The organism is Pseudomonas sp. SHLD1, from assembly GCF_028640935.1.
Taxonomy (GTDB): Bacteria; Pseudomonadota; Gammaproteobacteria; order Pseudomonadales; family Pseudomonadaceae; genus Chryseomonas; species Chryseomonas aestiva.
On the sequence record NZ_JAQZAD010000013.1, the window covers coordinates 580,214 to 604,294 of the forward strand.

The 24,081-nt window shown below is 68.3% G+C and carries 22 protein-coding genes, 1 other RNA gene and 1 pseudogene; 11 read left to right on the forward strand and 13 right to left on the reverse strand.

The window, feature by feature from the left end:
- Window positions 1-3: 3 nt before the first annotated feature.
- The 8 genes from PVZ77_RS08075 to PVZ77_RS08110 all read right to left on the reverse strand — a co-directional run bounded on the left by PVZ77_RS08075 (window position 4) and on the right by PVZ77_RS08110 (window position 7,242).
- Window positions 4-810, reverse strand: a complete 807-nt coding sequence (locus tag PVZ77_RS08075; RefSeq protein ID WP_017641252.1) for an ABC transporter substrate-binding protein — start codon at window positions 808-810, stop codon at window positions 4-6.
- A 40-nt stretch (window positions 811-850) separates the two neighbouring features.
- Window positions 851-1,537, reverse strand: coding sequence for a GntR family transcriptional regulator (locus PVZ77_RS08080; RefSeq protein ID WP_273806264.1), 687 nt, complete (start codon window positions 1,535-1,537; stop codon window positions 851-853).
- 179 nt (window positions 1,538-1,716) lie between these two features.
- On the reverse strand, window positions 1,717-2,544 hold the full coding sequence (locus PVZ77_RS08085; protein ID WP_273806265.1) for a phosphodiesterase: 828 nt from the start codon (window positions 2,542-2,544) through the stop codon (window positions 1,717-1,719).
- Between the two features lie 8 nt (window positions 2,545-2,552).
- Window positions 2,553-3,584 carry an ABC transporter ATP-binding protein gene (locus PVZ77_RS08090; RefSeq protein WP_273806266.1) on the reverse strand — a complete coding sequence of 344 codons (1,032 nt, stop codon included), beginning with the start codon at window positions 3,582-3,584 and terminating at the stop codon, window positions 2,553-2,555.
- Window positions 3,581-4,375, reverse strand: coding sequence for an ABC transporter permease (locus PVZ77_RS08095; protein WP_273806267.1), 795 nt, complete (start codon window positions 4,373-4,375; stop codon window positions 3,581-3,583). The genes PVZ77_RS08090 and PVZ77_RS08095 overlap by 4 nt, the downstream gene beginning before the upstream one ends.
- Window positions 4,372-5,229: an ABC transporter permease gene (locus PVZ77_RS08100; RefSeq protein ID WP_273806268.1), complete on the reverse strand. Its 858-nt coding sequence runs from the start codon at window positions 5,227-5,229 to the stop codon at window positions 4,372-4,374. The genes PVZ77_RS08095 and PVZ77_RS08100 overlap by 4 nt, the downstream gene beginning before the upstream one ends.
- Window position 5,230: 1 nt before the next feature.
- Window positions 5,231-6,244, reverse strand: coding sequence for an ABC transporter substrate-binding protein (locus tag PVZ77_RS08105; RefSeq protein WP_273806269.1), 1,014 nt, complete (start codon window positions 6,242-6,244; stop codon window positions 5,231-5,233).
- Window positions 6,241-7,242 (reverse strand): substrate-binding domain-containing protein, encoded by a 1,002-nt coding sequence (locus tag PVZ77_RS08110; RefSeq protein WP_273806270.1) that lies wholly within the window; start codon window positions 7,240-7,242, stop codon window positions 6,241-6,243. The genes PVZ77_RS08105 and PVZ77_RS08110 overlap by 4 nt, the downstream gene beginning before the upstream one ends.
- A gap of 274 nt (window positions 7,243-7,516) precedes the next feature.
- On the opposite strand from PVZ77_RS08110, the gene PVZ77_RS08115 reads away from it, so the two are divergent.
- The 8 genes and pseudogenes from PVZ77_RS08115 to PVZ77_RS08145 all read left to right on the forward strand — a co-directional run bounded on the left by PVZ77_RS08115 (window position 7,517) and on the right by PVZ77_RS08145 (window position 15,637).
- Window positions 7,517-9,271: an ABC transporter permease gene (locus PVZ77_RS08115; RefSeq protein ID WP_273806271.1), complete on the forward strand. Its 1,755-nt coding sequence runs from the start codon at window positions 7,517-7,519 to the stop codon at window positions 9,269-9,271.
- 13 nt (window positions 9,272-9,284) lie between these two features.
- Window positions 9,285-10,592 (forward strand): ABC transporter ATP-binding protein, encoded by a 1,308-nt coding sequence (locus PVZ77_RS08120; RefSeq protein ID WP_273806272.1) that lies wholly within the window; start codon window positions 9,285-9,287, stop codon window positions 10,590-10,592.
- Between the two features lie 82 nt (window positions 10,593-10,674).
- A non-coding RNA gene (locus tag PVZ77_RS08125) (sX9 sRNA) lies at window positions 10,675-10,745 on the forward strand.
- Between the two features lie 33 nt (window positions 10,746-10,778).
- Window positions 10,779-11,837 carry a sensor histidine kinase gene (locus tag PVZ77_RS08130; RefSeq protein WP_273806273.1) on the forward strand — a complete coding sequence of 353 codons (1,059 nt, stop codon included), beginning with the start codon at window positions 10,779-10,781 and terminating at the stop codon, window positions 11,835-11,837.
- Window positions 11,834-12,460: a response regulator transcription factor gene (locus tag PVZ77_RS08135; protein WP_273806274.1), complete on the forward strand. Its 627-nt coding sequence runs from the start codon at window positions 11,834-11,836 to the stop codon at window positions 12,458-12,460. The genes PVZ77_RS08130 and PVZ77_RS08135 overlap by 4 nt, the downstream gene beginning before the upstream one ends.
- Before the next feature lie 138 nt (window positions 12,461-12,598).
- Window positions 12,599-13,369 (forward strand): annotated as a pseudogene (locus tag PVZ77_RS26030) (MCP four helix bundle domain-containing protein); the annotation flags it as partial.
- Window positions 13,370-13,435: 66 nt separating this feature from the next.
- Window positions 13,436-14,227 (forward strand): methyl-accepting chemotaxis protein, encoded by a 792-nt coding sequence (locus tag PVZ77_RS26035; RefSeq protein ID WP_443218047.1) that lies wholly within the window; start codon window positions 13,436-13,438, stop codon window positions 14,225-14,227.
- Between the two features lie 183 nt (window positions 14,228-14,410).
- Window positions 14,411-15,637, forward strand: coding sequence for an HD-GYP domain-containing protein (locus PVZ77_RS08145; RefSeq protein ID WP_273806276.1), 1,227 nt, complete (start codon window positions 14,411-14,413; stop codon window positions 15,635-15,637).
- 34 nt (window positions 15,638-15,671) lie between these two features.
- Here the strand turns inward: PVZ77_RS08145 and PVZ77_RS08150 are convergent, their stop codons facing one another.
- The gene (locus PVZ77_RS08150; protein WP_273806277.1) at window positions 15,672-16,295 is read right to left on the reverse strand and encodes a VOC family protein; all 624 of its coding nucleotides are present in this window, start codon (window positions 16,293-16,295) and stop codon (window positions 15,672-15,674) included.
- 277 nt (window positions 16,296-16,572) lie between these two features.
- On the opposite strand from PVZ77_RS08150, the gene PVZ77_RS08155 reads away from it, so the two are divergent.
- Window positions 16,573-17,898 (forward strand): M20/M25/M40 family metallo-hydrolase, encoded by a 1,326-nt coding sequence (locus PVZ77_RS08155; protein ID WP_273806278.1) that lies wholly within the window; start codon window positions 16,573-16,575, stop codon window positions 17,896-17,898.
- A gap of 47 nt (window positions 17,899-17,945) precedes the next feature.
- On the opposite strand, the gene PVZ77_RS08160 is transcribed toward PVZ77_RS08155, so the two are convergent.
- Window positions 17,946-19,070 (reverse strand): MFS transporter, encoded by a 1,125-nt coding sequence (locus PVZ77_RS08160; RefSeq protein WP_273806279.1) that lies wholly within the window; start codon window positions 19,068-19,070, stop codon window positions 17,946-17,948.
- 264 nt (window positions 19,071-19,334) lie between these two features.
- Here PVZ77_RS08160 and PVZ77_RS08165 point away from each other — a divergent pair, with 264 nt between their 5' ends.
- Window positions 19,335-19,763 carry a DUF2231 domain-containing protein gene (locus PVZ77_RS08165; RefSeq protein ID WP_273806280.1) on the forward strand — a complete coding sequence of 143 codons (429 nt, stop codon included), beginning with the start codon at window positions 19,335-19,337 and terminating at the stop codon, window positions 19,761-19,763.
- Window positions 19,760-21,055, forward strand: coding sequence for a PQQ-dependent sugar dehydrogenase (locus tag PVZ77_RS08170; RefSeq protein ID WP_273806281.1), 1,296 nt, complete (start codon window positions 19,760-19,762; stop codon window positions 21,053-21,055). The genes PVZ77_RS08165 and PVZ77_RS08170 overlap by 4 nt, the downstream gene beginning before the upstream one ends.
- A 45-nt stretch (window positions 21,056-21,100) precedes the next feature.
- Here PVZ77_RS08170 and PVZ77_RS08175 read toward each other — a convergent pair whose 3' ends face one another.
- From PVZ77_RS08175 to PVZ77_RS08185, 3 genes are read right to left on the reverse strand one after another with little or no spacing between them, the layout of a single operon-like run.
- Entirely contained in the window at window positions 21,101-21,409 is a 309-nt protein-coding gene (locus tag PVZ77_RS08175; protein ID WP_183629809.1) for a cytochrome o ubiquinol oxidase subunit IV, read from the reverse strand.
- The gene (locus PVZ77_RS08180) at window positions 21,406-22,035 is read right to left on the reverse strand and encodes a cytochrome (ubi)quinol oxidase subunit III (protein ID WP_183629810.1); all 630 of its coding nucleotides are present in this window, start codon (window positions 22,033-22,035) and stop codon (window positions 21,406-21,408) included. Before PVZ77_RS08180 ends, PVZ77_RS08175 begins: the two co-directional genes overlap by 4 nt.
- Entirely contained in the window at window positions 22,032-24,065 is a 2,034-nt protein-coding gene (locus tag PVZ77_RS08185) for a cbb3-type cytochrome c oxidase subunit I (RefSeq protein WP_409258664.1), read from the reverse strand. The genes PVZ77_RS08180 and PVZ77_RS08185 overlap by 4 nt, the downstream gene beginning before the upstream one ends.
- Between the last annotated feature and the right edge of the window lie 16 nt (window positions 24,066-24,081).

A 24,081-nucleotide genomic window follows, 5' to 3' on the forward strand; every position in this document is an offset into this window, starting at 1 on the left:
CCCTTAATCGAGCTTGTCGCCTTCCAGGTGCCACTTGGCCATGAGGGTGGCGTAGCTGCCATCGGCCTTCATGTCGGCGAGGATCTGGGTGAGGGCGCTGCTGAGCTGGCTGTCGTCCTTGCGCACGCCGATCCCGGTGAGAATGCGGGCGAAGGCCGGCACGCCGGTCTCGAACTGGCCAGGCGCCACGCCCTGGTAGTAGGCGGCGGTTTCCACCGTGGTGCCGTAGGCGTCGGTCTGGCCCAGGCGCAGGGCCTGGAAGGCGTCGGTATCGCTGTTGTAGGCCACCAGCTTCATGGGCGCCTTGCCGGCCTTCTTCAGCTCCTCGTTGTGGGCGTCGAGCAGGGTGCGGATGGTGGAGCCATTGAGCACCGCCACCTTCTTGCCGGCGAGGTCGTCCAGGGTGTGGATGCCGGCCTTGTTGCCCGCCGGCACCACCACCGCCTGGCTGGAGTACATGTAGTTGACGATGTCGATCACCTGGCGGCGTTCGGGCTTGTCGAACAGCTGGTCGATCAGCAGGTCGCACTGGCCGGCCAGCAGCGCCGGAATCAGGCCGGAGAAGGGCACCACGCGCCAGTCGACCTTCTTGTCGCCGAGGCGCTTGGCGATTTCGGCGCCGAGGTCGACGGTGAGGCCCTTGGGCTTCTGCGCTTCGTCGAAGAAGCCGATCGGCGGGGTATCGAGGGCGCCGCAATAGGTGATCTTGGACGCCTTGGCCAGGCGCTCGGGGATCTGGGGGGCGGCCTGGGTGAAGCCGGCGACGAGGGTCAGGGCGAGCAGACTGCAGGAAAGCCGGTGGCGGGTCATGGTCTTCTCCGGAAGGACGGGGGTGGGCAGGGCGGATGGCTCAGCGCGGGGGCGCACTTCGGGTCTGGTCGCCCGATCGTTCGATAAAGGTCAGCAGGTCGGGCACCGTGCCCTCGATGTGCTCGCGCAACACCCGCTCGGCTTCGACGGCATCCCCGGCGCGCAGGGCGGCGAGGATGGGCGCGTGCTCGTCGCGGGCCGACTGGGGGCGATCGACGTGTAGCCAGAGCTGCATGTGCGGTTCGATCAGGGCATAGAGGCCATTGATCTGGCGCAGCAGCCGCGGCCGACCGGCCAGGCTGCACAGGTATTCATGGAAGGCGCGGTGCTGGGCGACCCAGGCGCCGGGTTCCTGCTCGTCGTCCAGGTCTTCCAGCAGACGCTCCAGGCGGGTCATCTCGCGGGGGCCGACATGGGGCGTGGCCAGGCGGATGGCCAGGCCTTCGAGGGCGCTGCGCATCTCGAACACCTCGCGCATGTCCTCCAGGTCCAGGCCGCTGACCACCGCGCCGCGATGCGGCCGGAGGATTACCAGGCCCTCGGCGGCGAGGCGCTGGAAGGCGCTGCGCACCGGCATGCGACTCATGCCCAGGGTGGTGGCGATGTCCTCGGCGATCAGCCGTTCGCCATTGCGATAGTGCCCGGCGCAGATGGCCTGCAGCAGATGGCGATAGGCCTCTTCTTCGGCGCTCAGGGCGGTGGAACGGGACAGGGCGGAGAGCGGCATAGGCTGGCTTCCTGGATTTTTGTATCCAATCTGCCAAGGCAAAGCCCATGCCAGGGATTGTGGCGCCCGCCAGCACTGGGCCTGGGGCCGGAGCGGGCCGACGCTTACGTTACCTTTTGCACCACCCTGGGTCGCAGCCGCGGCCGCCTTGCTACCTCAGGACCCGAAACGGGGCGGCGTCAGTCCAGCAACTGGCCATCGGCGGCGAAGAAGGGGTAGGGCCCGGGGTAGTTGCCCAGCGGCAGATGGTGGGTCACCAGGGCCTCGTCCGCCCAGCGATGCAAGAGCAGGCCCGGCGGCTCCAGGCGAAAGCGCGACGGCGCCGCCTCGCGCAGGTCCAGCTCGACCTGGTGCGACACGCCGGGACAGACGCAGGCCAGGGTGCCGCCGAAGCGGCGCTGGATCAGCCGGTGCAGATGGCCGCAGAGCAGTCGTTCCACCTGGGGGTGGCGACGGATCACGGCTTCCAGCTCGACGCCGCCGGCCAGGCCGATGCGATCCATATGGCCGATGCCGACCGGGAACGGCGGATGGTGCAGGAGCACCAGAGTCGGCTGGTCGGGTGCCTGGCCGAGCTGGTCGTCGAGCCAGGCCAGTTGCCTGGCGTCGAGACGCCCCCCGTGCTCGCCGGGGATATGGGTATCCAGCCCGATCAACCGCAGCGGGCCGCAGTCCTGCCGCCAGTCCAGGGTGCCCTGGGCCGGCAGATAGGGGTGATCGGCGAAGGCGGCGCGCAGGGCGGCGCGGTCGTCGTGATTGCCGGGGATGACGAAGAAGGGCATGGTCAGCTCGGCCAAGACCTCGCGCAGGGTGGCATATTCCTCTGGGGTGCCGAAGTCCACCAGGTCGCCAGTAATGACCAGGGCGTCCGGGCGCGGCTGCAGGGCGTTGAGACGGTCCACCGCCAGGTGCAGGGCGCCGAGGGTATCGACCACCCCGTAGGACAGCCGGCCGCCGGCCTTGATGTGCAGGTCGCTGAGCTGGGCCAGCAGGAAGGGCGTGTGCATGGGGGCTCCTAGGAAGCGAGGGTGAAGAGCGCGTCGGGGCGCACGTGCAGGTGCAGCAGGTCGCCCGGTTGCGCCTGCAGGGGCTGGGCGGTATCCACCAGCAGCGGCTGGCCGGTGCCCACCTCCACCAGCAGCCGCGAATGGGCGCCCTGGAAGAACTGCCCGACCAGGATGCCGGTGAGGTGCGCGGGCGAGGTGCTCGGCTCCAGGTGTTCCGGGCGGCAGAACAGGGTGCTGGCAGTGCCGGTCCAGGGCAGCCGCCCGCCGGCGACCACCACCTCGGCACCGCGCTGGCCGCGCACCTCGAAGCGGTTGAGCTGGCCGACGAAACCGGCCACGAAACGACTGGCCGGGCGCTGGTAGATCTGCGTCGGCGTGCCGATCTGGGCGATGCGGCCTTCGCCCATCACCACGATGCGATCGCCCAGGGCCAGGGCTTCCTGCTGGTCGTGGGTGACATAGACCGCGGTGGTGCCCAGCTCGCGCAGCAGGGCGCCGATGTCGGCCCGCAACTGCTCGCGCAGCTGGGCGTCCAGCGCCGCCAGGGGTTCGTCGAACAAGAGCACCCGGGGGCGCGGTGCCAGCGCCCGGGCCAGGGCGACGCGCTGGCGCTGGCCACCGGACAGTTGCTGGATGCGCCGCCCGGCCAGGGCTTCAAGTTGCATCATGGCCAGCAACTCGGCGACCCGGGCATCCCGCTCGGCGCGCGGCAGGCCACGGATCTTCAGGCCGTAGGCGATGTTGCCGGCCACGTCCAGGTTGGGAAACAGGGCGTAGTTCTGGAACACCATGCCGACGTCGCGGCGCTCGATGGGCAGGCCGGTGACGTCGCGGTCGTCGAACAGCACCTGGCCGCCGGCATCGGGCTGCTCCAGGCCGGCGATCAGCCGCAGGGTGGTGGTCTTGCCACAACCGGACGGGCCGAGGAACACCAGGGTCTCGCCCGGGTGGATGTCGAGGTCCAGGGGCTGCAGCACCTGGCGGCCTCCGGCAAAGGTCTTGGCGCAGTGGCGCAGGCGGACGGCGGTACCTTGGGTCATCGCAGGGCTCCACGGGAGAGACGGGCGCTGAGGGCCTGGAGGGCGACCAGCAGCGGCACGATCAGCAAGAGGAAGATCAGGGTGTAGGCGGAGCCCACCTCCAGCCGCGCCGAGGCGTAGCTGTCGGCTAGGCCCACCGGCAGGGTCTTGGTCAGGGGCGTGTGCAGCATCCAGGTGAGGTTGAATTCCCCCAGCGAGAGGGTGATCACCATGAGGCTGCCGGCGAGGATGCCGGCGCGGGCATTGGGCACCACCACGCCGAAGAAGCGCTGCCAGGGGCCGGCGCCCAGGCTGGCCGCGGCTTCTTCCAGCAGCGGCAGCTGGCTGCGCCTGAGCACCGCCATCACCGGGCGGATCAGGAAGGGCAGGGTGAACAGCAGGTGGCCGACCAGGATGATCGCCGGGCTGCGGCGAAAGCCGCCGAGGTGCCCGTAGGTCAGCAGCAGCGCCAGGGCCGAGGCGAAGCCGGGCATGGCCACCGGCAACACCAGCAATTCCTCGAAGGCGCGGGCGAAACGGTTGTCCAGGCGCACCAGGGCATAGGCCGCCGGGACGCCGAGCACCACCGCGAGGACCGCCGTGCCCAGCGCCAGTTGCAGCGACAGCCAGACGGTGGGCGCATAGGCCTGCCAGACCTGCAACACCCAGTCGAGGGTGAGGCCGCTGGCGAGGCCCTGGAAGTAGTTGCGGGTGAGGCCGGCCAGCACCGAGAGCAGCACCGGCACCAATAGGAAGGCGGCCACCAGCAGGGTGAACAGCAGTTGCAGCCAAAAGCGCAGGGGGCGATTCATCGCAGGTCTCCCTGGACGCCGCCGAGGCGACGCGCCAGCAGCAGGACCAGCCAGGTGACGAGGCCGAGCACCACCGAGAGCGCCGCGGCGACGCCGAAGTTGGCGAAGTTGGTGAAGGTGTCGTAGATGGCGATGGGCGTCACCGAGAGCCGCGTGCCGAGGGTGAAGGCGGTGCCGAAGGCGCCCATGGCGGTGGCGAAGCACAGCGCGCCGCTGGACAGCAGCGCCGGGGTCAGGCCGGGGATCAGCACGTCGCGCACCACGGCGAAGAGCCCGGCGCCCAGGGAGCGGGCCGCTTCTTCCAGGCTGGTGTCGAGGGTCTCGCAGGCCGCCATCACCGTCAGGATGACCCGCGGGATGGAGAAATAGAGATAGCCGAGAAACAGCCCGAACAGCGAATAGGCGAACACCCAGGGCTCACCGAAGAGACTGCGGCCGAGACTGGCGAACAGGCCCTGGCGACCGCCCAGCAGGATGATCAGGAAGCCCACCACCACGCCGGGAAAGGCCAGCGGAAAGGTCAGCAGGGCCACCAGCAGGCTGCGTCCGACGAAGGCGTGGCGCGCCAGGAAGCAGCCGGCGATGCCGGCCACCAGCAGGGTGGCGAGGGTGGTGACGGCGGCCAGGGCCACCGTCTGGGCGAGTCCGGACAGATAGCCGGCGCTGGTCAGCACCTGCCAGTAGCCAGAGGCGCCCGCGGCATCCGGACGCGCGCCGAGTACCAGCAGCTGCGCCAGCGGCAGCAGCCAGAAGGCCAGCAGGAAGGCGCTCGCCGGTGCCAGGGCGACGAGCACCGGCCAGGGCAGCCGGCGCGGCACCCGGCGGCGCCCAAGGGAGACGGCGAGGCCCTGCATCTCAGCGCACCTCGGCCTGGTAACGCTTGGCGAAGGCTTCCTGGACCGCCGCCATGTGACCGTAGTCGACGGTGCCGGCGCGGGCATAGTCGGCGGCGGGCAGGAAGCGCGCCTTCACCTCGGCCGGCAGTGGCACGTCCCGCACCGGGCGCAGATAGGCCTGGGCCCAGAGCGCCTGGCCCTTGTCCGACAGCACGTAGTCCAGCACCTTCTCGCCATTGGCGCGGTGGGGCGCGCCCTTCACCAGGCTCATGGTGTAGGGCACGGTCAGGCTGCCTTCCTGGGGGATGACGAAGGCCACCGGGGCGTTGTCCTTGTAGCGGGCGCGGTAGGCGTTGAAGTCGTAGTCGACCAGGATCGGGATCTCGCCGGAGAGCAGGCGGGCATAGGCGGTCTGCTTGGGCACGATGGGATCGTTGGCGGCCAGCTTCTTGAAGAAGGCCATGGCCGGGCCGAAGTCGTCGAGGTTGCCCCCCAGGGCCTGGTTGAGCGCCACCGCGGTGACGTAGCCGACGAAGGCGCTGGACGGATCCAGGTAGCCCACCAGGCCGCGGTACTCGGGCTTGAGCAGGTCGGCCCAGCGCTGTGGCACCGGCTTGCCGCCCAGGGCCTGGGTATTGACCATGAAGCCGAGGGTGCCGGAATGGATGGCGGTCCATTCACCCTGGGGATCCTTGAGGCCAGCGGGTACCTGGTCCCAGTGCTTGGGTTGGTAAGGGGCCAGCACGCCGGCCTTTTCCGCCTGGATGCCGAAGGTCACCCCGTAGTAGACGACGTCGGCCACCGGGGCTTCGCGCTCGGCCACCAGCTGGGCCAGCGACTGGCCGGAATTCTTGTTGTCCTGGGGGACGTCGATTCCGGTGTCGGCGGCGATGGCCTTGAGCTGGGCGCCCCAGTCGGCCCATTCCAGCGGGCAGTTGTAGCAGATGGCGGTTTCGGCGGCCTGGGCGCTGGCCAGGCCACAGGCCAGGGCGACGCCGGCCAGGAGACGACGCAAGGGGAAGGGTGATTTCATCGGTAGGGCTCCTTCAGGGGGCCGGCACTGGTGCCGGGACGGACCAGGCAGGGCAGACACTGCTGGTGGGTGGCACTGCCGGCGATCAGCGCCAGCAATTCGGTGACGAGCACGGCGCCCAGGCTCTGCAAGGGCTGCATGACGCTGCACAGGCTGGGTTCGAGACGGGCGCCCATGGCGATGCCATCGAAGCCCACTACCGAGAGTTGTTCGGGGACGGGCACCCCGTGGCGCTGCAGTTCGGCGATGACGCTGATGGCCAGCAGGTCGTTGGTGCAGAGCAGGGCGGTCGGGGCGTGACGCTCCAGCAGCGGCGCCAGCTCCGCCCAGTCGGCGTCGGTGTGGCTGGCCAGCTCCAGGCGCGGCAGCGTCGGCAGGCCGGCGGCGACCATCGCCTGGCAATAGCCGGCGAAGCGGCGCTCGCTGCGATCCGACTGCTGGGCCGGCCCCGAGACTAGGGCGATGCGGCTATGCCCCAGGCCGAGCAGGTGCTCGGTGGCCATGGCCATGCCCTGGCAGTTGTCCACCGCTACCGCCGCATAGGGACGCTGGGGTTCGTGATAGGCCAGGATGAAGGGCGTCCGCTCCTGGCTCAGCTCGGCCAGCACCTCGCTGCGGTCGGCGTCGGCCACGGTCAGTACCAGGCCGGCGACGCGCTGGCGCAAGAGCTCCTCCACCACTGCCGCCTCGCGCTCGGGCTGGTAGTCGGTGGTGGCGATCACCAGCGAATAGCCCTGGCCACGCGCGGTGCGCTCCATGGCGTGCAACTGTTCGGCGAACACCGGGTTGAGCAGGCTGGGCACCACCACGCCGATCAGCCGGGTGCTCTGCTGGCGCAGCTGGCGGCCCAGCAGATTGGGACGGAAATTGAGACTGCGCGCGGCGTCCAGCACCCGCTGCCGGGTGCTCTCGCGCACCTGCTCGGGCGTGGCGAAGGCGCGCGCCGCCGTGGCCCGGGAAACCCCCGCCTGCTGCGCTACCTGTTTCAGATCGGTCATGCCGGCCTCGTTTGAGATCGATCTCATTGGGGGCAGACAGTGCCGGCGGCAGATGTCGGGACGATGACAGCGAGATGAAGCTTCTGCTCCGGCGCCGGCCCGGGCGCGGGTGGCAGCAGGCGAGGGCGGGCCTGGCCGGGATATACCTTGGTATAGCCAGACGTCCTTCGTTTCAATGGCTTGGACGGGGTGGCGAGCCTAGATTAGCCCGGTGTCCGGACCCTGCGCGGCAGGGGCGGCCGCTCTCCCCAGGCCCCCTTCAAAGAGGTACGCCATGAAGACCCTTCCTGGCCTCTACGCCCCCGCCGTGGCGCCGCGCTCGCTGCGGCAACGTCCCACCTCCCTGTGGGCCGATGCCCTCTGCCTGGTCCTCGGGCTGATCGCCCTGGCGCTGATCTGGCATGGCGTCGCCGAGATGCGCGCGCCCCTGGCCGTGCTCGATGCCGATCCCATGACCCTGGACCTGGCGCGGCTGCCCGAGTACGCCCTGCGCACCACCCTGCGCATGTTCATCGCCCTGGGCGCCTCACTGCTGTTCACCTTCGTCTTCGCCACCCTGGCGGCCAAGAGTCGCAAGGCGGAGCTGGTGATCCTGCCCGCCATCGACATCCTGCAGTCGGTGCCCATCCTCGGCTTCCTGACCTTTACCGTCAGCTTCTTCCTGGGCCTGTTCCCGGGGCGGCAACTGGGCGCCGAGTGCGCGGCCATCTTCGCCATCTTCACCAGCCAGGCCTGGAACATGGCGTTCGGCTTCTACCAGTCGCTGCGTACCGTGCCCGAGGACCTGCAGCAGGTGAGTCGCCAGTTCGGGCTGTCGCCCTGGCGGCGGTTCTTTCGCCTCGAACTGCCGTTCGCCATTCCCGGCCTGGTATGGAACACCATGATGTCCATGTCCGGCGGCTGGTTCTTCGTGGTGGCCTCGGAAGCCATCACCGTGGGTGACAACACCATCAACCTGCCGGGCATCGGCTCCTGGCTGGCGCTGGCCATCGCCCGGCAGGACATCGCCGCCATCGGCTGGGCGGTGCTGGCCATGGGGCTGGTGATCCTGGTCTACGACCAGTTGTTCTTCCGCCCGGTGGTGGCCTGGGCCGATCGCTTCCGCGTCGAGCAGACCGCCAGCCAGCAGGTGCCGCGCTCCTGGGTCTACGACCTGGTCCGCCGCGCGCGCCTGGGGCGCATGCTGGGTGGCTTCGGCAGCTTCTGCACCCAGCTCGCCACCCCGCGCATCCGCCGCGCCTGGCCGCAATGGCACCTGGCGCCGCACAGCCGCGCCTGGCTGCAACGCGGGCTGGACGTGCTCTGGTACGGCGCGCTGCTGCTGGTGCTGCCCTATGGCATCTATGCGCTGTATAGCTTCATCGCCGCCGACGTCTACTGGGTGGAAGCGGTCTCGGTGCTTGGCCTGGGTCTGCTGACCATGGCCCGGGTGCTGTTGCTGATCGCCGTCGCCAGCCTGATCTGGGTGCCCATCGGCGTCTGGATCGGCCTGCGCCCGGGCTGGTCGCAGCGCTTGCAGGCGGTGGCCCAGTTCCTCGCCGCCTTCCCGGCCAACGTGCTGTTCCCGGTCGCGGTAGTGGGCATCGTCAGCTTCCACCTCAATCCGGACATCTGGCTGTCGCCGCTGATGGTGCTGGGCACCCAGTGGTACATCCTGTTCAACGTCATCGCCGGCGCCAGCGTGCTGCCCAACGACCTGCGCGAGGCGGCCCGGCTGTTCGGCCTCAGGCGCTGGCAGTGGTGGCGGCAGCTGGCCCTGCCGGCGATCTTTCCCTACTACGTCACTGGCGCCCTGACCGCCGCGGGCGGTTCCTGGAACGCCAGCATCGTCGCCGAGGTGGTGAGCTGGGGCAGCGAGCGCCTGCAGGCCCACGGCCTGGGCGCCTACATCGCGCAGATGACCACCGCCGGGGATTTCCCCCGGGTCGCCCTGGGCATCGTGGTGATGTCGATCTTTGTCCTCGGCTTCAACCGGCTGCTCTGGCGGCCCCTGTATGCCTATGCCGAACGGCGCCTGCGGCTCGATTGAGAGGAGAACCGCCATGAACCTGACCACCCTGAACCCGCGTCCGCTCATCGACGTCCAGAACGTCCGCCAGCTCTATGGCAACGCCGGCGGCCCGGCCCGGGTCGTGCTGGACGAAGTGTCCCTGACCCTGCACGAAAACGAGATCGTCGGCCTGCTGGGTCGCTCCGGCTCGGGCAAGTCGACCCTGCTCAGGTCCATCGCCGGCCTGCTCACCCCCAGCGGCGGCACCGTCGCTTTCCCGCCCAAGGACGACGGCCAGCGCGCCCGGGTCAGCATGGTGTTCCAGAGCTTCGCGCTGTTTCCCTGGCTGACCGTGCTGCAGAACGTCGAGATCGGCCTGGAAGCCCTGCACGTGCCGCTGGACGAGCGCCGTCGCCGCGCCCTGGCCGCCATCGACCTGATCGGCCTGGACGGCTTCGAGAGCGCCTATCCCAAGGAGCTCTCCGGCGGCATGCGCCAGCGCGTCGGCCTGGCCCGTGCCCTGGTGGTGCACCCGGACGTGCTGCTGATGGACGAACCCTTCTCGGCGCTGGACGTGCTCACCGCCGAGACCCTGCGCACCGACCTGCTCGATCTCTGGGTCGAGGGACGCATGCCGATCCGCTCGATCCTCATGGTCACCCACAACATCGCCGAGGCGGTGCTGCTCTGCGATCGGGTGCTGATCTTTTCCAGCAATCCCGGGCGCGTCGCCAGCGAGATCCGCATCGACCTGCCGCAGCCGCGCAATCGCCATGATCCGGCCTTCCGCGAACTGGTGGAGGAAATCTATGTGCGCATGACCGGCGAGACCACGCCGGCACCCCACGAAGGAGGTGTTCCCGGCAACGGCCTGGGCATGCGGCTGCCGACCGTGTCCACCAACGCCCTGGCCGGTCTGCTGGAGGCGGTCCAGGCCGCGCCCTACGACGGCCGCGCCGACCTACCGGAACTGGCCGGGGGGCTGGGCTATGCGCTGGACGAACTCTTTCCCCTGGCCGAGGTGCTGCAACTGCTGCGCCTGGCGGTTCTCGAAGGCGGCGATCTGCGCCTGCTGCCGGCCGGGCGCGCCTACGTCGAGGCGGGGGTGGACGTGCGCAAGCAGCTGTTCGCCCGCCAACTGCTCAACTTCGTACCGCTGGTGGCCCATATCCGCCGGGTGCTGGACGATCGCCAGGGCCACACGGCGCCGGCGCGGCGCTTTCGCGACGAACTGGAGGACTTCATGGACGAAGCCGACGCCGCCCGCACCCTCGGCAGCGCCATCCAGTGGGGGCGCTATGGTGAGCTCTTCGCCTATGATCAGGCGGCCGATATGTTCAGCCTGGAAAATCCGGGCTAAGAGCGACTAATAAAACCACTGCGCGTCCGCCAGACGGGCGCGTGCCGTGCTCGGAATCCTCATGTAGCCCCCATACACTCGCACGCGAGCCCGGTGCGATTCCTGTGCGCCGCGCGCACCCGCCTGACAGCCGCTCGCTACGTGTTGTTAGCCGCTCTGGGCACGCCTTCGAACGAGAGACTGGCCATGGATCGACGACCCTTCGCCACCACCACCCACTGGCTGCGCCTAGGGGGCCTCTGCGCCCTGGCGCTGGGCATCGCCCTGCTGGACACCTTTACCGACCGGGAGATCGCCATCGGCGTCTTCCAGGTGGTGGTGGTGCTCCTGGCGGCCGGCTTCCTGTCGGCGCGCGGGGTCACGGTCACTGCCCTGGGTTGCACGCTGCTGGTGCTCTGCAGCTATGTCGCCACCCGCAGCGGGGACCAGGAGGCCGGGCTGGTCAATTGCATCATCAGCCTCCTGGCCATCGTCGCGGTCGCGGCCCTGTCGCTGCGCCTGGAGGCCGCCAAGCGCGCTGCCGATGCGGCCCGGACACGCCTGGCCCAGGCCGGGCGCCTGAGCCAGCTGGGTGAACTGGCCGCCTCCATCGCCCATGAGGTGAATCAGCCGCTGACCGCCATCGCCGCCAGTGGCAACGCCTGCCAGCGCTGGTTGGGCAATCAGCCGCCGCAGGTGGAGCGCGCCGTGCAGGCGGCGCAACGGGTCATCGACGATGCCCACCGCGCCAGCGCGGTGATCGCCCGGGTGCGCAGCCTGGTGCGCCAGGCGCAGGTAGCCAAGGATTGGCTCAACGTCGCCGATACCGTCGAGCAGGTGCTGGATTTCGTTCGTGCCGAATTGAGCCAGCGCCAGGTTGCCGTGGAGGTTCGCCTGCAGGAGGGCCTGCCGCCGCTGCTGGCCGATGAAAGCCAGCTGCAGCAGGTCATCCTCAATCTGCTGCTCAACGCCCTGGACGCCCTCGAAGGGATGCCGCCCGAGCAGCGGCGGGTGGTCATCCAGGTGGGGCAGGACACCGCCGGCGCCATTCGCCTCGGCGTGGAGGACAGCGGCCGCGGGTTGACGCCGGCGGCCCGTGAGCAGATGTTCGAGGCGTTCTACACCACCAAGGCGCAGGGCATGGGCCTGGGCCTGGCGCTCAGTCGCTCCATCGTCGAAGCCCATGGCGGCCGGATCTGGGCCACCTCGCTGCCGGAGGGCGGTACCGGCGTCTACTGCAGCCTGCCCAAGGACCCGCAACCATGATCGAGCAGACCCCACCCACCCTGGTCCACCTGGTGGACGACGACGCCTCGGTGCGCGCCGCCGTGGAAGACCTGCTGGCGTCCGTCGGACTCGGTACCAGAAGCTATGTCTCGGCCGCCGACTTTCTCGACCGGGCCCGGCTGGACGAACCGGGCTGCCTGGTGCTGGACGTGCGCATGCCCGGCATGAACGGCCTGGACCTGCAGCAGGAATTGCAGCGCCGCGGCCTGGCCCTGCCGATCATCTTCATCACCGGCCATGGCGACATCCCCATGTCGGTCCGGGCGATGAAGCAGGGCGCCCTGGAATTCCTCACCAAGCCGTTTCGGGACCAGGACCTGCTCGATGCCATCGACCAGGCGCTGCGCAAGGCGCAGGACGCCCATGCCCAGCGCCGGCAGTTGCAGGAGCTGCAGACCCGCCTCGACACCCTCAACGAGGGCGAACGGGCGGTGCTGGCGCGGGTGGTGACCGGTCTGCTCAACAAGCAGATCGCGGCCCAGCTGGGGGTCAGCGAGATCACCGTGAAGGTGCGCCGCGCGGCCCTCATGCGCAAGCTGCAGGCCGGCTCTCTGGCGGAACTGGTCAAGATGGTGGAGCGGCTGGAGGCGGCACGTGGCTAGGCCCATCCTGCAGGCGTACAGCCACTGGACCGTCTCCGCAGCTTCCTTGTCGCGGCAATCGCTGGCGCGCTAAAGAAAGGCAATGGTCAGTCGATATGGCTTTTGAGGATCGCCTTTCGCCGATCCAAGGAGCCCGTCTTGAACCTTCGCCAGCTACGTATCGCCCCCCGCGCCATCCTCTGCTTCGGTGCGGTCACCCTGTTCGTGATGCTGCTCGGGGCCTTCGCCCTGGTCCAGCTCAAGGCCCTGCGCGCCACCGAGCAAGCGATGGAGGCGGAATGGCTGGCGAGTGTCCAGACCACCGATGACATCCAGGTCGCGCTGCTGCACACCCGCCTGGAAAGCATCCGCCTGCTGGCCAGCGAGGACAGTGCGGCCATGGCCCTCGCCACTCGGCAGATCCAGGTGAATCGCGACCTGATGAACGCCCGGACGGCCTATTACCGCGACCACCTGATCTCCACCCCCGAGGAACGCAGCAACTTCGACCAAGCCGCGCTGCAGATGAAAGGCTATCTCGACGGACTGGATCGGGTGGTGACCCTGGCCGCCAGCGACCGCGCCGAGGCCCTCAAGCTGGCCAATGGCGAGCAGCGCCAGCGGGCCGAAGGCTATCAGGAGCAACTGACCCGGTTGCGCGAATTCAACAGCGAAGGCGCCCGTCAGGCAGGTGCAGCAGCCACTGGCATCTATGACCGCAGCGTCAGCATTGTCGTCGGCATCATGCTGCTGGCGGTGCTGGTGACCCTGCTGCTGGCCTGGCGCCTGACCCGCAGCCTGGCCCAGCCGATCGGCGCTTCTCTGGCCGTGGCCAATGCCATCGCCCAGGGCGAGCTGACCGGCAAGATCGATCCTGCCGGCAAGGACGAAGCCGCCGGGCTGATGCGCGCCCTGGCGCAGATGCAGGACAACCTCAAGGACACCCTGCACGGCATCTCCAGTTCTTCCAGCCGCCTGAGCGAAACCGCCCGCACCATGCACGCCGTCACCGACCAGGCCAGTCGCGCCCTGGCGAGTCAGAACGCCGAGATCGACCAGGCCGCTACCGCGGTCACCGAGATGAGCGCGGCGGTGGAAGAGGTGGCGCGCAACGCCTCGTCCACCTCCCAGGCCGCGCGGGACTCCAGCGCCGCCGCGGAAAACGGCAATGCCAAGGTTGGCCAGGCCCTCGATGCCATGCAGCGCCTTACCCAGCAGGTGCAGTCGACCTCGGTGCAGGTCGAAGGCCTGGCCGGGCAGGCCCAGGACATCAGCCAGGTGCTCAGCGTGATCGGCTCCATCGCCGAGCAGACCAATCTGCTGGCGCTCAACGCGGCCATCGAGGCCGCCCGGGCGGGCGAGCAGGGCCGTGGCTTCGCCGTGGTTGCCGACGAGGTCCGCGCCCTGGCCCACCGCACCCAGACGTCCACCCGCGAGATCGAGCAGATGATCCAGGCGATCCAGAAGGGTTCGGCCGAAGCCGTGGATTCCATGCAGCTCAGCTCCACCCAGGCCCAGGCCACCTATGCGGTGGCCCAGGAAGCCGGGGCGGCGCTGAGCGACATCCTCCAGGCCGTGCGCCTGATCGACGAGCGCAACCTGCAGATCGCCACCGCGTCCGAAGAGCAGGCCCACGTCTCCCGCGAAGTCGACCGCAACCTGATCAGCATCCGCGACCTGTCGGTGCAGACCAGCGACGGCAACCGTGAAACCGTGGGCGCCAGCGAGCAGCTGTCGGAACTGGCCGGCGAACTGCAGACGCTGGTGCGACGCTTCAAGCTGGCGTGAGGGGAAGGCGCGCAGTCTGGCGTTGCGCGCCCCGAAGTTACAAACAGTTACCTCTGACCACTGTTTTTCGTCAGCTCATCGGCGCGGACCGGCCGGATGCTTCCCTGAATGGTGGCATTTTGGTATCAATAGTTATTGTAATACCTATTAGACCCCGCCCACCGACGTGCTTGCCGAGAAGCCATGGCGCTGCCCCAATACAGCATCAGAGTCCCCGTGTCCCAGTTGCAGCTGGGCATGTACGTCTGCGAACTGGATCGGCCCTGGGAAGGCACGCCCTTCCTGTTCCAGGGTTTCCCCATCCAGAGCGTGCAGGACCTCCGCACCCTGAGGGACACCTGCGAGTTCGTCTGGGTGGACCGGCGGCAGAGTCCTGCCGTGACGCCGCTATCGGCTAAACTGGCCGCCGACCTGGCGGCCGGCGATCAGGCCAAGACCTATGCCATCGATTACCGGAATGAGGTCCAGGCCACCGAGCCCGTGTGGCGCGACGCCCGTGCCGTGTCGATGCGGATGCTCGACGCCGTCAAGTTCGGTAAGGAACTCGACGTCGGCGAAGTACGGCGGGCGGTCGGGGAGTGCGTCGAGAGCGTGCTCAAACACCCCGCGGCCAGCCTCTGGCTGGCGCGCATCAAGCAGCGAGATCACTACACCGCGGAACACTGCCTGCGCGTCTCGCTCTATGCCATCGCCCTGGGCAAGGCGCTGGGCATGCTGCCCCTGGAACTGGAAGAACTCGGGGTGTGCGGCATGCTGCACGACGTCGGCAAGATCAAGGTGCCCGACGAGATCCTCAACAAACCGGGCCGCCTGACCGACGAAGAATTTCGCATCATGCAGGCCCATACCACCTACGGCTATCAGTTGCTGATGGCCAACAGCGAGGTACCGCCCGCCGCCGTCGACGTCGCCCATACCCACCACGAACGCATGGATGGCAAGGGCTACCCCCGCCAGCTGCCGGCGCAGCGCATCCCCTTCAAGGCCAAGATCATCGCCGTGGTGGATGCCTACGACGCCATCACCAGCGATCGCCCCTACAGCGAGGGCCGTTCCAGTCTGGAAGCCTTGCGCGTCCTCTTCGAAGCCCGAGGCACGCAATTCGACGAAGTCGTCGTCCTGGCCTTCATCCAGCTGATCGGCGTCTATCCGCCGGGCGAGATCGTCGAGCTGAGCAGCGGCGAGGTGGGCATCATCATCGGCTTCGACGCCGGCAGCAAATTGAAGCCGCGGGTGCTGATCGTGCTGGATGCCAGCAAGCGGCCGCGACCGGAGCAGGTGCTCGACCTGGCGCGCAATCCGCTCGATGAGCAGGGGCGCCTCATCAGCGTCCGCGCGGTAAAACCCTCGGGTGCCTATGGCATCGATATCGACGCCTACCGCGCCAAGGGACTGGTGGTGCCGGCCTGAGTGGGCGTGCGGGTCGGCCGCCAGGGGTTGGCCATCAGAGGGTCTTCAGACCCGTTGGCGTCTCCAGGTAGGCCAGCAGGTCGGGTCTCTCGCCAGGCATGACCTCGACGGGCCCGGAAAAACCGATCGCCTCCAGCTGCTGCCCGAGCACTGCGGCATCGGGATGCCTGAGCTCCAGGCGCTGCAAGCAGCAGCCCTGGTCGATCAGCCCTGACGCGGGATGCCGGGCGTCGCCCCAGTCGATCAGGCTGGGCATGACACCGCCCAGCGGCAGCTGCCCATCGGCGTGGATCGAGATCTGCCAGGCCAGCGCGCCGCGGCTCATCGACTCGATGCGGCCGAAGGTCTGCGTGAGGCGCGCATCGGCCTGGGCCAATCCCCGGGTCCTGGCCACCCAGTGGGCCAGGCGGGGCGCAGCGTCAGGTGCCAGCTCATCCAGCCCGAACCAGCGCGGTCTGGCCGGCGCCGAAGCCTCCGGGTCCGGGACGATGACTTCCAGATAGGCGTCACCCAGCCGCAGCAGGAGGTTGTGGGTACCCATGCGCGCATGCTTGCCGCCCGGCTGCATGGCCACGCCCAGGCGCTGCTCGACATGCAGAGCGCCTGCGGCGAGGGTCGGGGCCACGATGACCAGGTGATCCAGGTGGGAAAGTCTCATGGGTGTGGCTCCTGACCGGCGTAGGCTTGCTGGTGGATAGTCAGCTTAGCGCTGGCAAGCTAGCTCGCCAGCTCAAGGCGCCCTGGGGAGGCAGACGCGCCGAAACGTCGTCGCCATCGCCGCTTTGAGTGCAGAGAAGCACCCTGAGCGACGTCGCATATCCCTAAGCGCCGGCTGCTTTGACCTTTCGTTCGCGCACCCCTAGGGTCAGGCAAGGGTGCATTCGTCTGACGATTGCTCCCGCTCGGAATACCAATTCAGGCAATGGGAGTGTCAGATGTCTTTTGCTCGTTCGGCTTTGGCCAATCGCTTTTCCGCAATGATTATTACGGCGGCGACCGCCACCCTGTCGCTACCCCTGGCTGCGGCACCCACCGTCGAGGGTGCCCTGTCCTCGGTACAGGGCGATGCCCGGGTCACCAAGGCGCTGGACGCGCTGCGCGCCGACGATGGCCGCACCTTCACGGAACAGAAGCACATCGCCCAGATTCCCTCGCCGCCGTTCAAGGAAAAGGTGCGCGCCGACTATTACCTCAAGCGCTTCCAGGAGCTGGGTCTCAAGGACGCCAGCATCGCCCCGGAAGGCTATGTGATCGCCACCCGCAAGGGCAGTGGCCAGGGTCCGCAGCTGGTGGTGTCGGCGCACCTGGATACGGTGTTCCCCGAGGGCACCGACCTGACCCTCAAGGAAAAGGATGGCAAGACCTACGGCCCCGGCATCGGCGATGACGCCCGCGGCCTGGCGGCGCTGCTGTCGGTGATCGACGCCCTGAACAAGAGCGGCATCGAGACCGTGGGCGACCTGATCTTCGTCGGCACCGTGGGCGAGGAGGAGCTGGGCAACCTGCGCGGGGTGAAGGCCCTGTTCAAGGATCGCCAGGGCATCGACGGCTTCATCTCGGTGGACGGCATCGACGTGCGGCGGATCGTCAATCGCGGCACCGGCAGCCACCGCTACGAGATGACCTTCAAGGGTCCGGGTGGCCACAGCTTCGCCGAATTCGGTCGACCCAGCGCCATCCACGCCATGGGTCGTGCCATCGCCAAGATCGCCGAGGTGCGTCCGCCCAAGGAGCCCAAGACCACCTTTACCGTGGGCACGGTGCAGGGCGGCACCTCGGTCAACGCCATCGCCGGCGAGGCGCGCCTGACCCTGGACATGAGATCCAACGAGGAGGCCGCGCTGCTGGCCGAAGAGAAGGAGATCCTGGCCCTGGTGCAGGACGCGGTGAAGGAGGAGAACAAGCGCTGGGATACCGATCAGATCTCGGTGGACATCAAGCTGATCGGTGATCGTCCGGCCGGTGGCACGGCGGAGGATTCGCCCATGGTGCAGACCGCGCAGCGCGCCATCGCCGCGGTCACCAACGGCGCCAAGGTCACCCTGAGCGGTGGCAGCACCGACTCCAATACCGCTATGTCCCTGGGCGTGCCGGCCATGACCATCAGCGGCGGCGGGGAGGGCGGCAGTGCCCACTCGCTGGCGGAGTGGTACAAGCCGGTGGATGCCTACCAGGGCCCGCAGAACGTACTGCTGACCAGCCTGACCCTGGTCGGCGTCAAGGGCGTCAGCGAGCCGGTGCTGCAGGCCCACGGCAAGTAGCGGCAGGCAGACCCTGGCGTCCGCAACGGACGCCAGGGTACGGATGGCTACGCGGAAGCCGGTTTCAATTTCAGGCACGCCAGGGAGCTGACCAGGATGGCCAGGCCGGACAGCGGGTACAGCAGGGTCGAAGGCACCAGCGGGATGAGCACGCCCGCCAGCAGCGGCCCCACGCTGGCACCCACGTCGCGCCACATGGCGTTGGAGGCCAGCGCCGGCAGCCGGGCCTGACCGGGATGGCGGGTGGCGACCAGGGTCACCACCAGGGGGATCTGCAGGGCGCGCAGGATGAGCACCCCGCCGGCGCCGAGGATCAGCCAGTGAAAACCGAAGGCGATCAGGAACAGCGCCGTCAGCGTCGAGCAGACCACCAGCATGGGCGCCGCGCCATAGCGATCCGCCGCCCGGCCGCCGAGCGGGCTGAGCAGCATGTCGGACACATAGCGCAGCGCCATCAGCAGCCCGGCCACCAGCACGGCATCGCCGCCCAGTACCGCCTGGGAAAAGGCCGACAAGCCAAAGATGAACAGGCCGTCCAGGGTCACCCCTTCGATGAAGGACCAGGTGACGATGCGATCCGGCCAGCGCAGGCGTCGCCCGGGCGCCGGCAATTCGTGACCGGCGCGCGGCAGCCCCAGGGCCAGCAGCAGCCCGACCAGGCAGAGACCGCTGCTGAGCAGCAGCACCGCGCGCGGCCCGTATTGCAGGGTGAGCCAGGCGCCCGCGGACAGGGCGAGCATGGGACCGATGGCGATCAGCGCGCGAGAGGTGCCGGTGCGCCGGGCGGCGCCGGCCGGGTCGGCGGTGGCCAGCACCTGGGTGGACAGGTTGAAGGTGGCGAAGCTCAGGCCCCAGGCCAGGCGTAGCCCCAGCAACGCCCAGAAGCCCGAGAGGTTGGCGTTGCCCAGGGCGCAGAGGGCAGCCACCGCGGCGGCCACCACCAGGCTGCGGCGATCGCCGCAGCGAGCATAGAGCTGCACCACATAGCGATAGCCAACGATGCGGATCACCCGGTTGGCGGCCAGCAGGATGCCGGCTTCGATCAGGGTGATGCCGAAGACCGGGGCGTACATGGGCAGGACGAGGTAGAGCAGCACGTCGCTGGGCAGGCAGCAGGCGAGGACGATGGCCGCGCGCCGGGAGGCCTGGTCGACGGACCGGGAAGAGGTCATGCGCAAGGGATTCCTGTAGCGGAGGTGACGTCCAGCCCTTCGGTCGGCAACTGGACAGCGGGTTGCAGGGACGGCTCGGCCGAACAGACACCAGACAGAGGTCGTGGCTGCAACGAGACTGTCATTATCTCTTCTTTTGCAAGAGGTGTCCGCCAGGCGAAGCGGCTGAACTAACCCCCGGCGCGCGCAATCCTTTTCAGTGCGTCTTGTGCTGCGCAGTGGCTGCCCGGCCCTGCCACGTCCCGTCTTGAAAAGGAGTTGTCAGTGACCGTAGCTGCCCACCATTACCACCCTGTCCGGCCCGGCCCGCTGCACGCGTTGCTGCTGGCCGGTTCCGTCCCGCTGTTCATCGGCGGCCTGCTCAGCGATATCGCCTACTACCAGACGATGCAGATCCAGTGGGCCAACTTCGCCGCCTGGCTGATCGCCGGGGCGCTGTTGCTGTCCGGGCTGGCCCTGCTGTTCGCCCTCGGCAATCTGTTCGGCGCGCGCTTCCGCGGTCGCCGGCCGGCGGCCTATTTCCTCCTGCTGCTGCTGGCCTGGGTGCTGGGGCTGGTCAATGCCTTCGAACATGCCAAGGATACCTGGGCGGTGATGCCCGCCGGGCTGATCCTCTCGGTGGTGGTCTCGGTGCTGAGCCTGGTGGCCGCCTGGATCGCGCTCTCCAACCTACGTTCGGAGGTGATTCGATGAGCACTCCAAGAGCCTTGAGCGTCCTTGGTCTGGCCGTGCTGCTCGCCGCCTGCGGCAACGAGGGCGGTGCCGACACCCAGGCCCGCGGCCCCGATCCCAAGCTGCCCGAACCCCAGCGCGGCCTCCTGCCGAGCATGAAGATCGCCCAGCCGGCACCCTGGGGTGATCGCGTACCCACGGTGCCCCAGGGCTACACCATCACCGCCATCGCCACCGATCTGCGCATTCCGCGGCAGATGCTGGTGCTGCCCAACGGCGACATCCTGGTGGCCGAGGGCCGCGGCGGCAACGCGCCCAAGCTGAAGCCCAAGGACGTCATCGCCGGCTACATCAAGGCCCAGGGCAACACCCAGGTAAAGGGCGGCAATCGCCTGACCCTGCTGCGCGACGCCGACGGCGACGGCAAATACGAACTCAAGACGGTGTTCGCCGAGAATCTCAACGCGCCCTATGGCCTGGCCTTCGCCAATGGCCGCATCTATGTGGCGAACCAGGACGCCTTGGTCAGCTTTCCCTACCAGGACGGCCAGACCCAGGCCAGCGGCGCGCCGGACAAGCTGGTCGAGCTGCCGGCGGCGATCAACCACCACTGGACCAAGTCCCTGGCCGCCAGTGCCGATGGTCGCTACCTCTATGTCGGCATTGGCTCCAACAGCAACGTCGGCGAGCGCGGCATGGACGTCGAGGTGGATCGCGCGGTGATCTGGCAGATCGATGCCCAGACCGGTGCGCACAAGAACTATGCCACCGGGGTGCGCAATCCCACCGCCCTGGCCATACAGCCCGACAGCGGCCAGCTCTGGGCGGTGGCCAACGAGCGCGACGAGATCGGCCCGGACCTGGTGCCGGACTACCTGACCTCCATCCGCGAAGGCGGCTTCTACGGCTGGCCCTACAGCTACTGGGGGCAGAACGTCGATACCCGCGCCCAGCCGCAGGATCCGGCCAAGGTGGCCGCGGCCATCAAGCCCGACTACAGCCTGGGTTCCCACGTCGCCGCCCTGGGCGTAACCTTTTCCACCGCGGCGGTGGGCGGTCAGTTCACCGATGGGGTCTTCGTCGGCGAACACGGTAGCTGGAACCGTGACAAGCCGGTGGGTTATCGCGTGGTCTTCGTGCCCTTCCAGCAGGGCCGTCCGGCTGGCGAGCCCATCGACTTCGCCACCGGATTCTTTGGCGACGATGGCAAGACCCGCGGCCGCCCGGTCGGGGTGGCGGTGGATCAGCGCGGTGGCGTCATCATCGCCGACGACCTGGCCAACACCGTTTGGCGGGTGACGCGTACGCAGTAAGGTGCGAGCAGGATCGGCTTGCCGCGCAGTCGGGCGGCAAGCCGATCAATGCATGCGGTGATGCAGATCGCCGAGCACCACCAGGCTGCCCACCACCATCAGCACCAGGATCAGGCTGGTGAACAAGAGCAGATAGAGGTCGTGGCGGTGCGAGCGACCCAGGCTGATATGCAGGAAGCAGCGCAGGTGCACCAGGATCTGCAGCAGGCCCAGGCCGAAGATGACGCCCAGGGTGGTCCCGCGCGGCCAGGTCGGGAACAGCACCAGGCCGATGGGGATCAGACTCAGCGTCACCGCCAGCACCAGGCCGATCACATAGCTCGTCAGCTCCCGACGATAGTCATCTCTCTTCATGGCAGCAGCCCCTGCAGGTAGACCACCGAGAGGATGGCCACCCAGACGATATCGAGAAAATGCCAGAACAGGCCCAGGCGCATCAGTCGGGTCTTCACCGGCGTATCCAGGCCGAACACCCTGAGCTGCACCAGCATCACCACCAGCCACAGGCAGCCGCTGGCGACGTGCACCCCGTGCATGCCCACCAGGGCGAAGAAGGCCGAGAGAAAGGCGCTGCGCTGGGGCAGGGCGCCCTGATCCGCCATGCCAAGGAAGTCGTGCACTTCCAGGCCGAGAAAGACCAGGCCCAGCGCCAGGGTCACCAGCAGCCAGGTCACCAGGGGCCGCAGGCGACCCTTGTGGTATTTCATGGCCAGCGACGCCAGGCCGTAGGTGAAGCTACTGGCCAGCAGCACCAGGGTCTGCAGGGTGACACTGCCGATCTCGAAGACGTCCCGGGCGACCGGTCCCCCGGCGGTGGCGTGCTGCAGCGTCGCGTAGATGGCGAACAGCAGCGCGAACACCAGGGCGTCGCTCATCAGGAAGATCCAGAACCCGAACAGCGAATATTCCGCCTCGGCGTGGGTCGCGTGATCGGTGGCGCCGACGTTGAGGCCGGCGTGGTTCATGTCGCGCGGACTCATGGCCCCATCTCCGCCAGGCCGCGATTGCCCGGCCCGGTTTCCTCGTCCCGCTTGACTGGCCGAGTGGCGGCGACCTGATCCAGCCAGGCCTCGTGTTCGCGGCGGATGTCCGCGGCGGAAATCAGCCGCTCGGTGTCGCGCTGGAAGCTGCGGGCGATCACCGCGCCCCAGGCCACTCCCAGGCCGAGCACGGTCAGCCAACCGATGTGCCAGACCAGCCCGAAGGCGCAGGCGAAGCCCGCCGCCCCGACAAGGGCCGGCACGGCGCTGTTCTTGGGCAGGACGAGGTCGGCATAGGTGCGCGGCCGGTCGTAGGCCAGGCCGTGTTCCTTGAGCCAGGTGAAGGGGTCCCGGTCGTTGATCGGCAGCGGCACGGCGAAGTTGTATTCCGGCGGTGGCGCAGCCACGGCCCATTCCAGGGTACGGCCATTCCAGGGATCGCCCGCCGGCACCCGCGCAGTGTCGCGGCGGCGGATGCTCACCACCAGCTGGATCACCAGGCTGGCCAGGGCGGCGAGCAGGATCACCGCGCCCAGCTCGGCGACCCACAGCAGCGGGGCGAAGTCGGGATTGTGGATCGCCTGGCTGCGCCGCGGCAGGCCGGACACGCCCAGCACGTACAGCGGCATGAAGGCGAGCAGGAAGCCCAGGCCGAAATTCAGCGCGGCGATACGGCCCCAGCGCTCGTCGAGGCGAAAGCCGAAGGCCTTGGGAAACCAGAAGTGATAGCCGGCCAGCATGCCGAACAGCATCCCGGGGATCAGCATGTTGTGGAAGTGGGCGACCAGGTAGACGGTGTTGTGCACCTGGTAGTCCACCGGCGGCGTGGCCAGGGTGATGCCGGTGAGGCCGCCGATGACGAACAGCATGATGAACATCACCGCGTAGATCAGCGGCGTGGTCAGGCGGATGCGGCCGCGGAACATGGTCGCCATCCAGTCGTAGATCTTCACCCCGGTGGGAATGCCGATGAGCATGGTGGCGATGCCGAAGGCGGCGTTGATCTTGGGCGACTGACCCATCGTGAAGAAGTGGTGCAGCCAGACGGTAAAGGACAGCACGGCGATCACCAGGGTGGCCCAGACCAGCGAGTGATAGCCATAGAGCCGCTTGGTGGAGAAGGTGGCGAAGACCTCGGAGAACACCCCGAAGGCCGGCAGGATCAGGATGTACACCTCCGGGTGGCCGAATAGCCAGAACAGGTTGATGTAGTTCATCAGGTTGCCGCCCTGGGTGTTGGTGAAGAAATGGAAGTCCAGGTAGCGGTCCAGGGCCAGCAGCAGGGTGGCCACGGTCAGCGGCGGCATGGCGAAGATCATCAGGATGCTGGTGCACAGCGCCGTCCAGCTGAACAGCGTCATGTGGAACAGGCGCATGCCCGGCGTCCGCTCCTTGTAGAGGGTGACGGCGAAGTTGAGGCCGGTCAGGGTGCTGCCCAGGGAGCTCAGGGTCAGCGCCCAGATCCAGTAGTCGGGGCCGACTCCGGGCTGGTATTCGGCGCCGGTATAGGGCGGATAGCCGCTCCAGCCGCCGGTGGAGAAGCGCCCCAGCACCAGCGAGACCATCACCAGGGCGGCGCCGGCCACGGTCAGCCAGAGGCTGATGGCGTTGAGCAGCGGAAAGCGCACGTCGCGGGCGCCGATCTGCAGCGGCATGACGAAGTTGATCAGCCCGGTGAGAAAGGGCATGGCGACGAAGAACACCATGATGGTGCCGTGGGTGCTGAACAACTGGCCGAAATGCTCCGGCGGCAGGTAGCCCGGCGCATCGATGGCCAGGGCCTGCTGGGTGCGCATCATCACCCCTTCCACCACGCCGCGGCTGAACATCACCAGGGCCAGTACCACGTACATGATGCCGATGCGCTTGTGGTCCAGGCTGGTGAACCACTCCTGCCAGAGATAGCGCCACTTGCCGAGCCAGGTGATGGCCCCGGCGGCGGCCAGGGCGCCAAGGATCACCACGCTGGCGCCGCAGGTGGCGATCAGGCTGTAGAAGGGCAGGGCGTCATAGCCCAGGCGACCGAACAGCAGGTGCCAGAGGGCC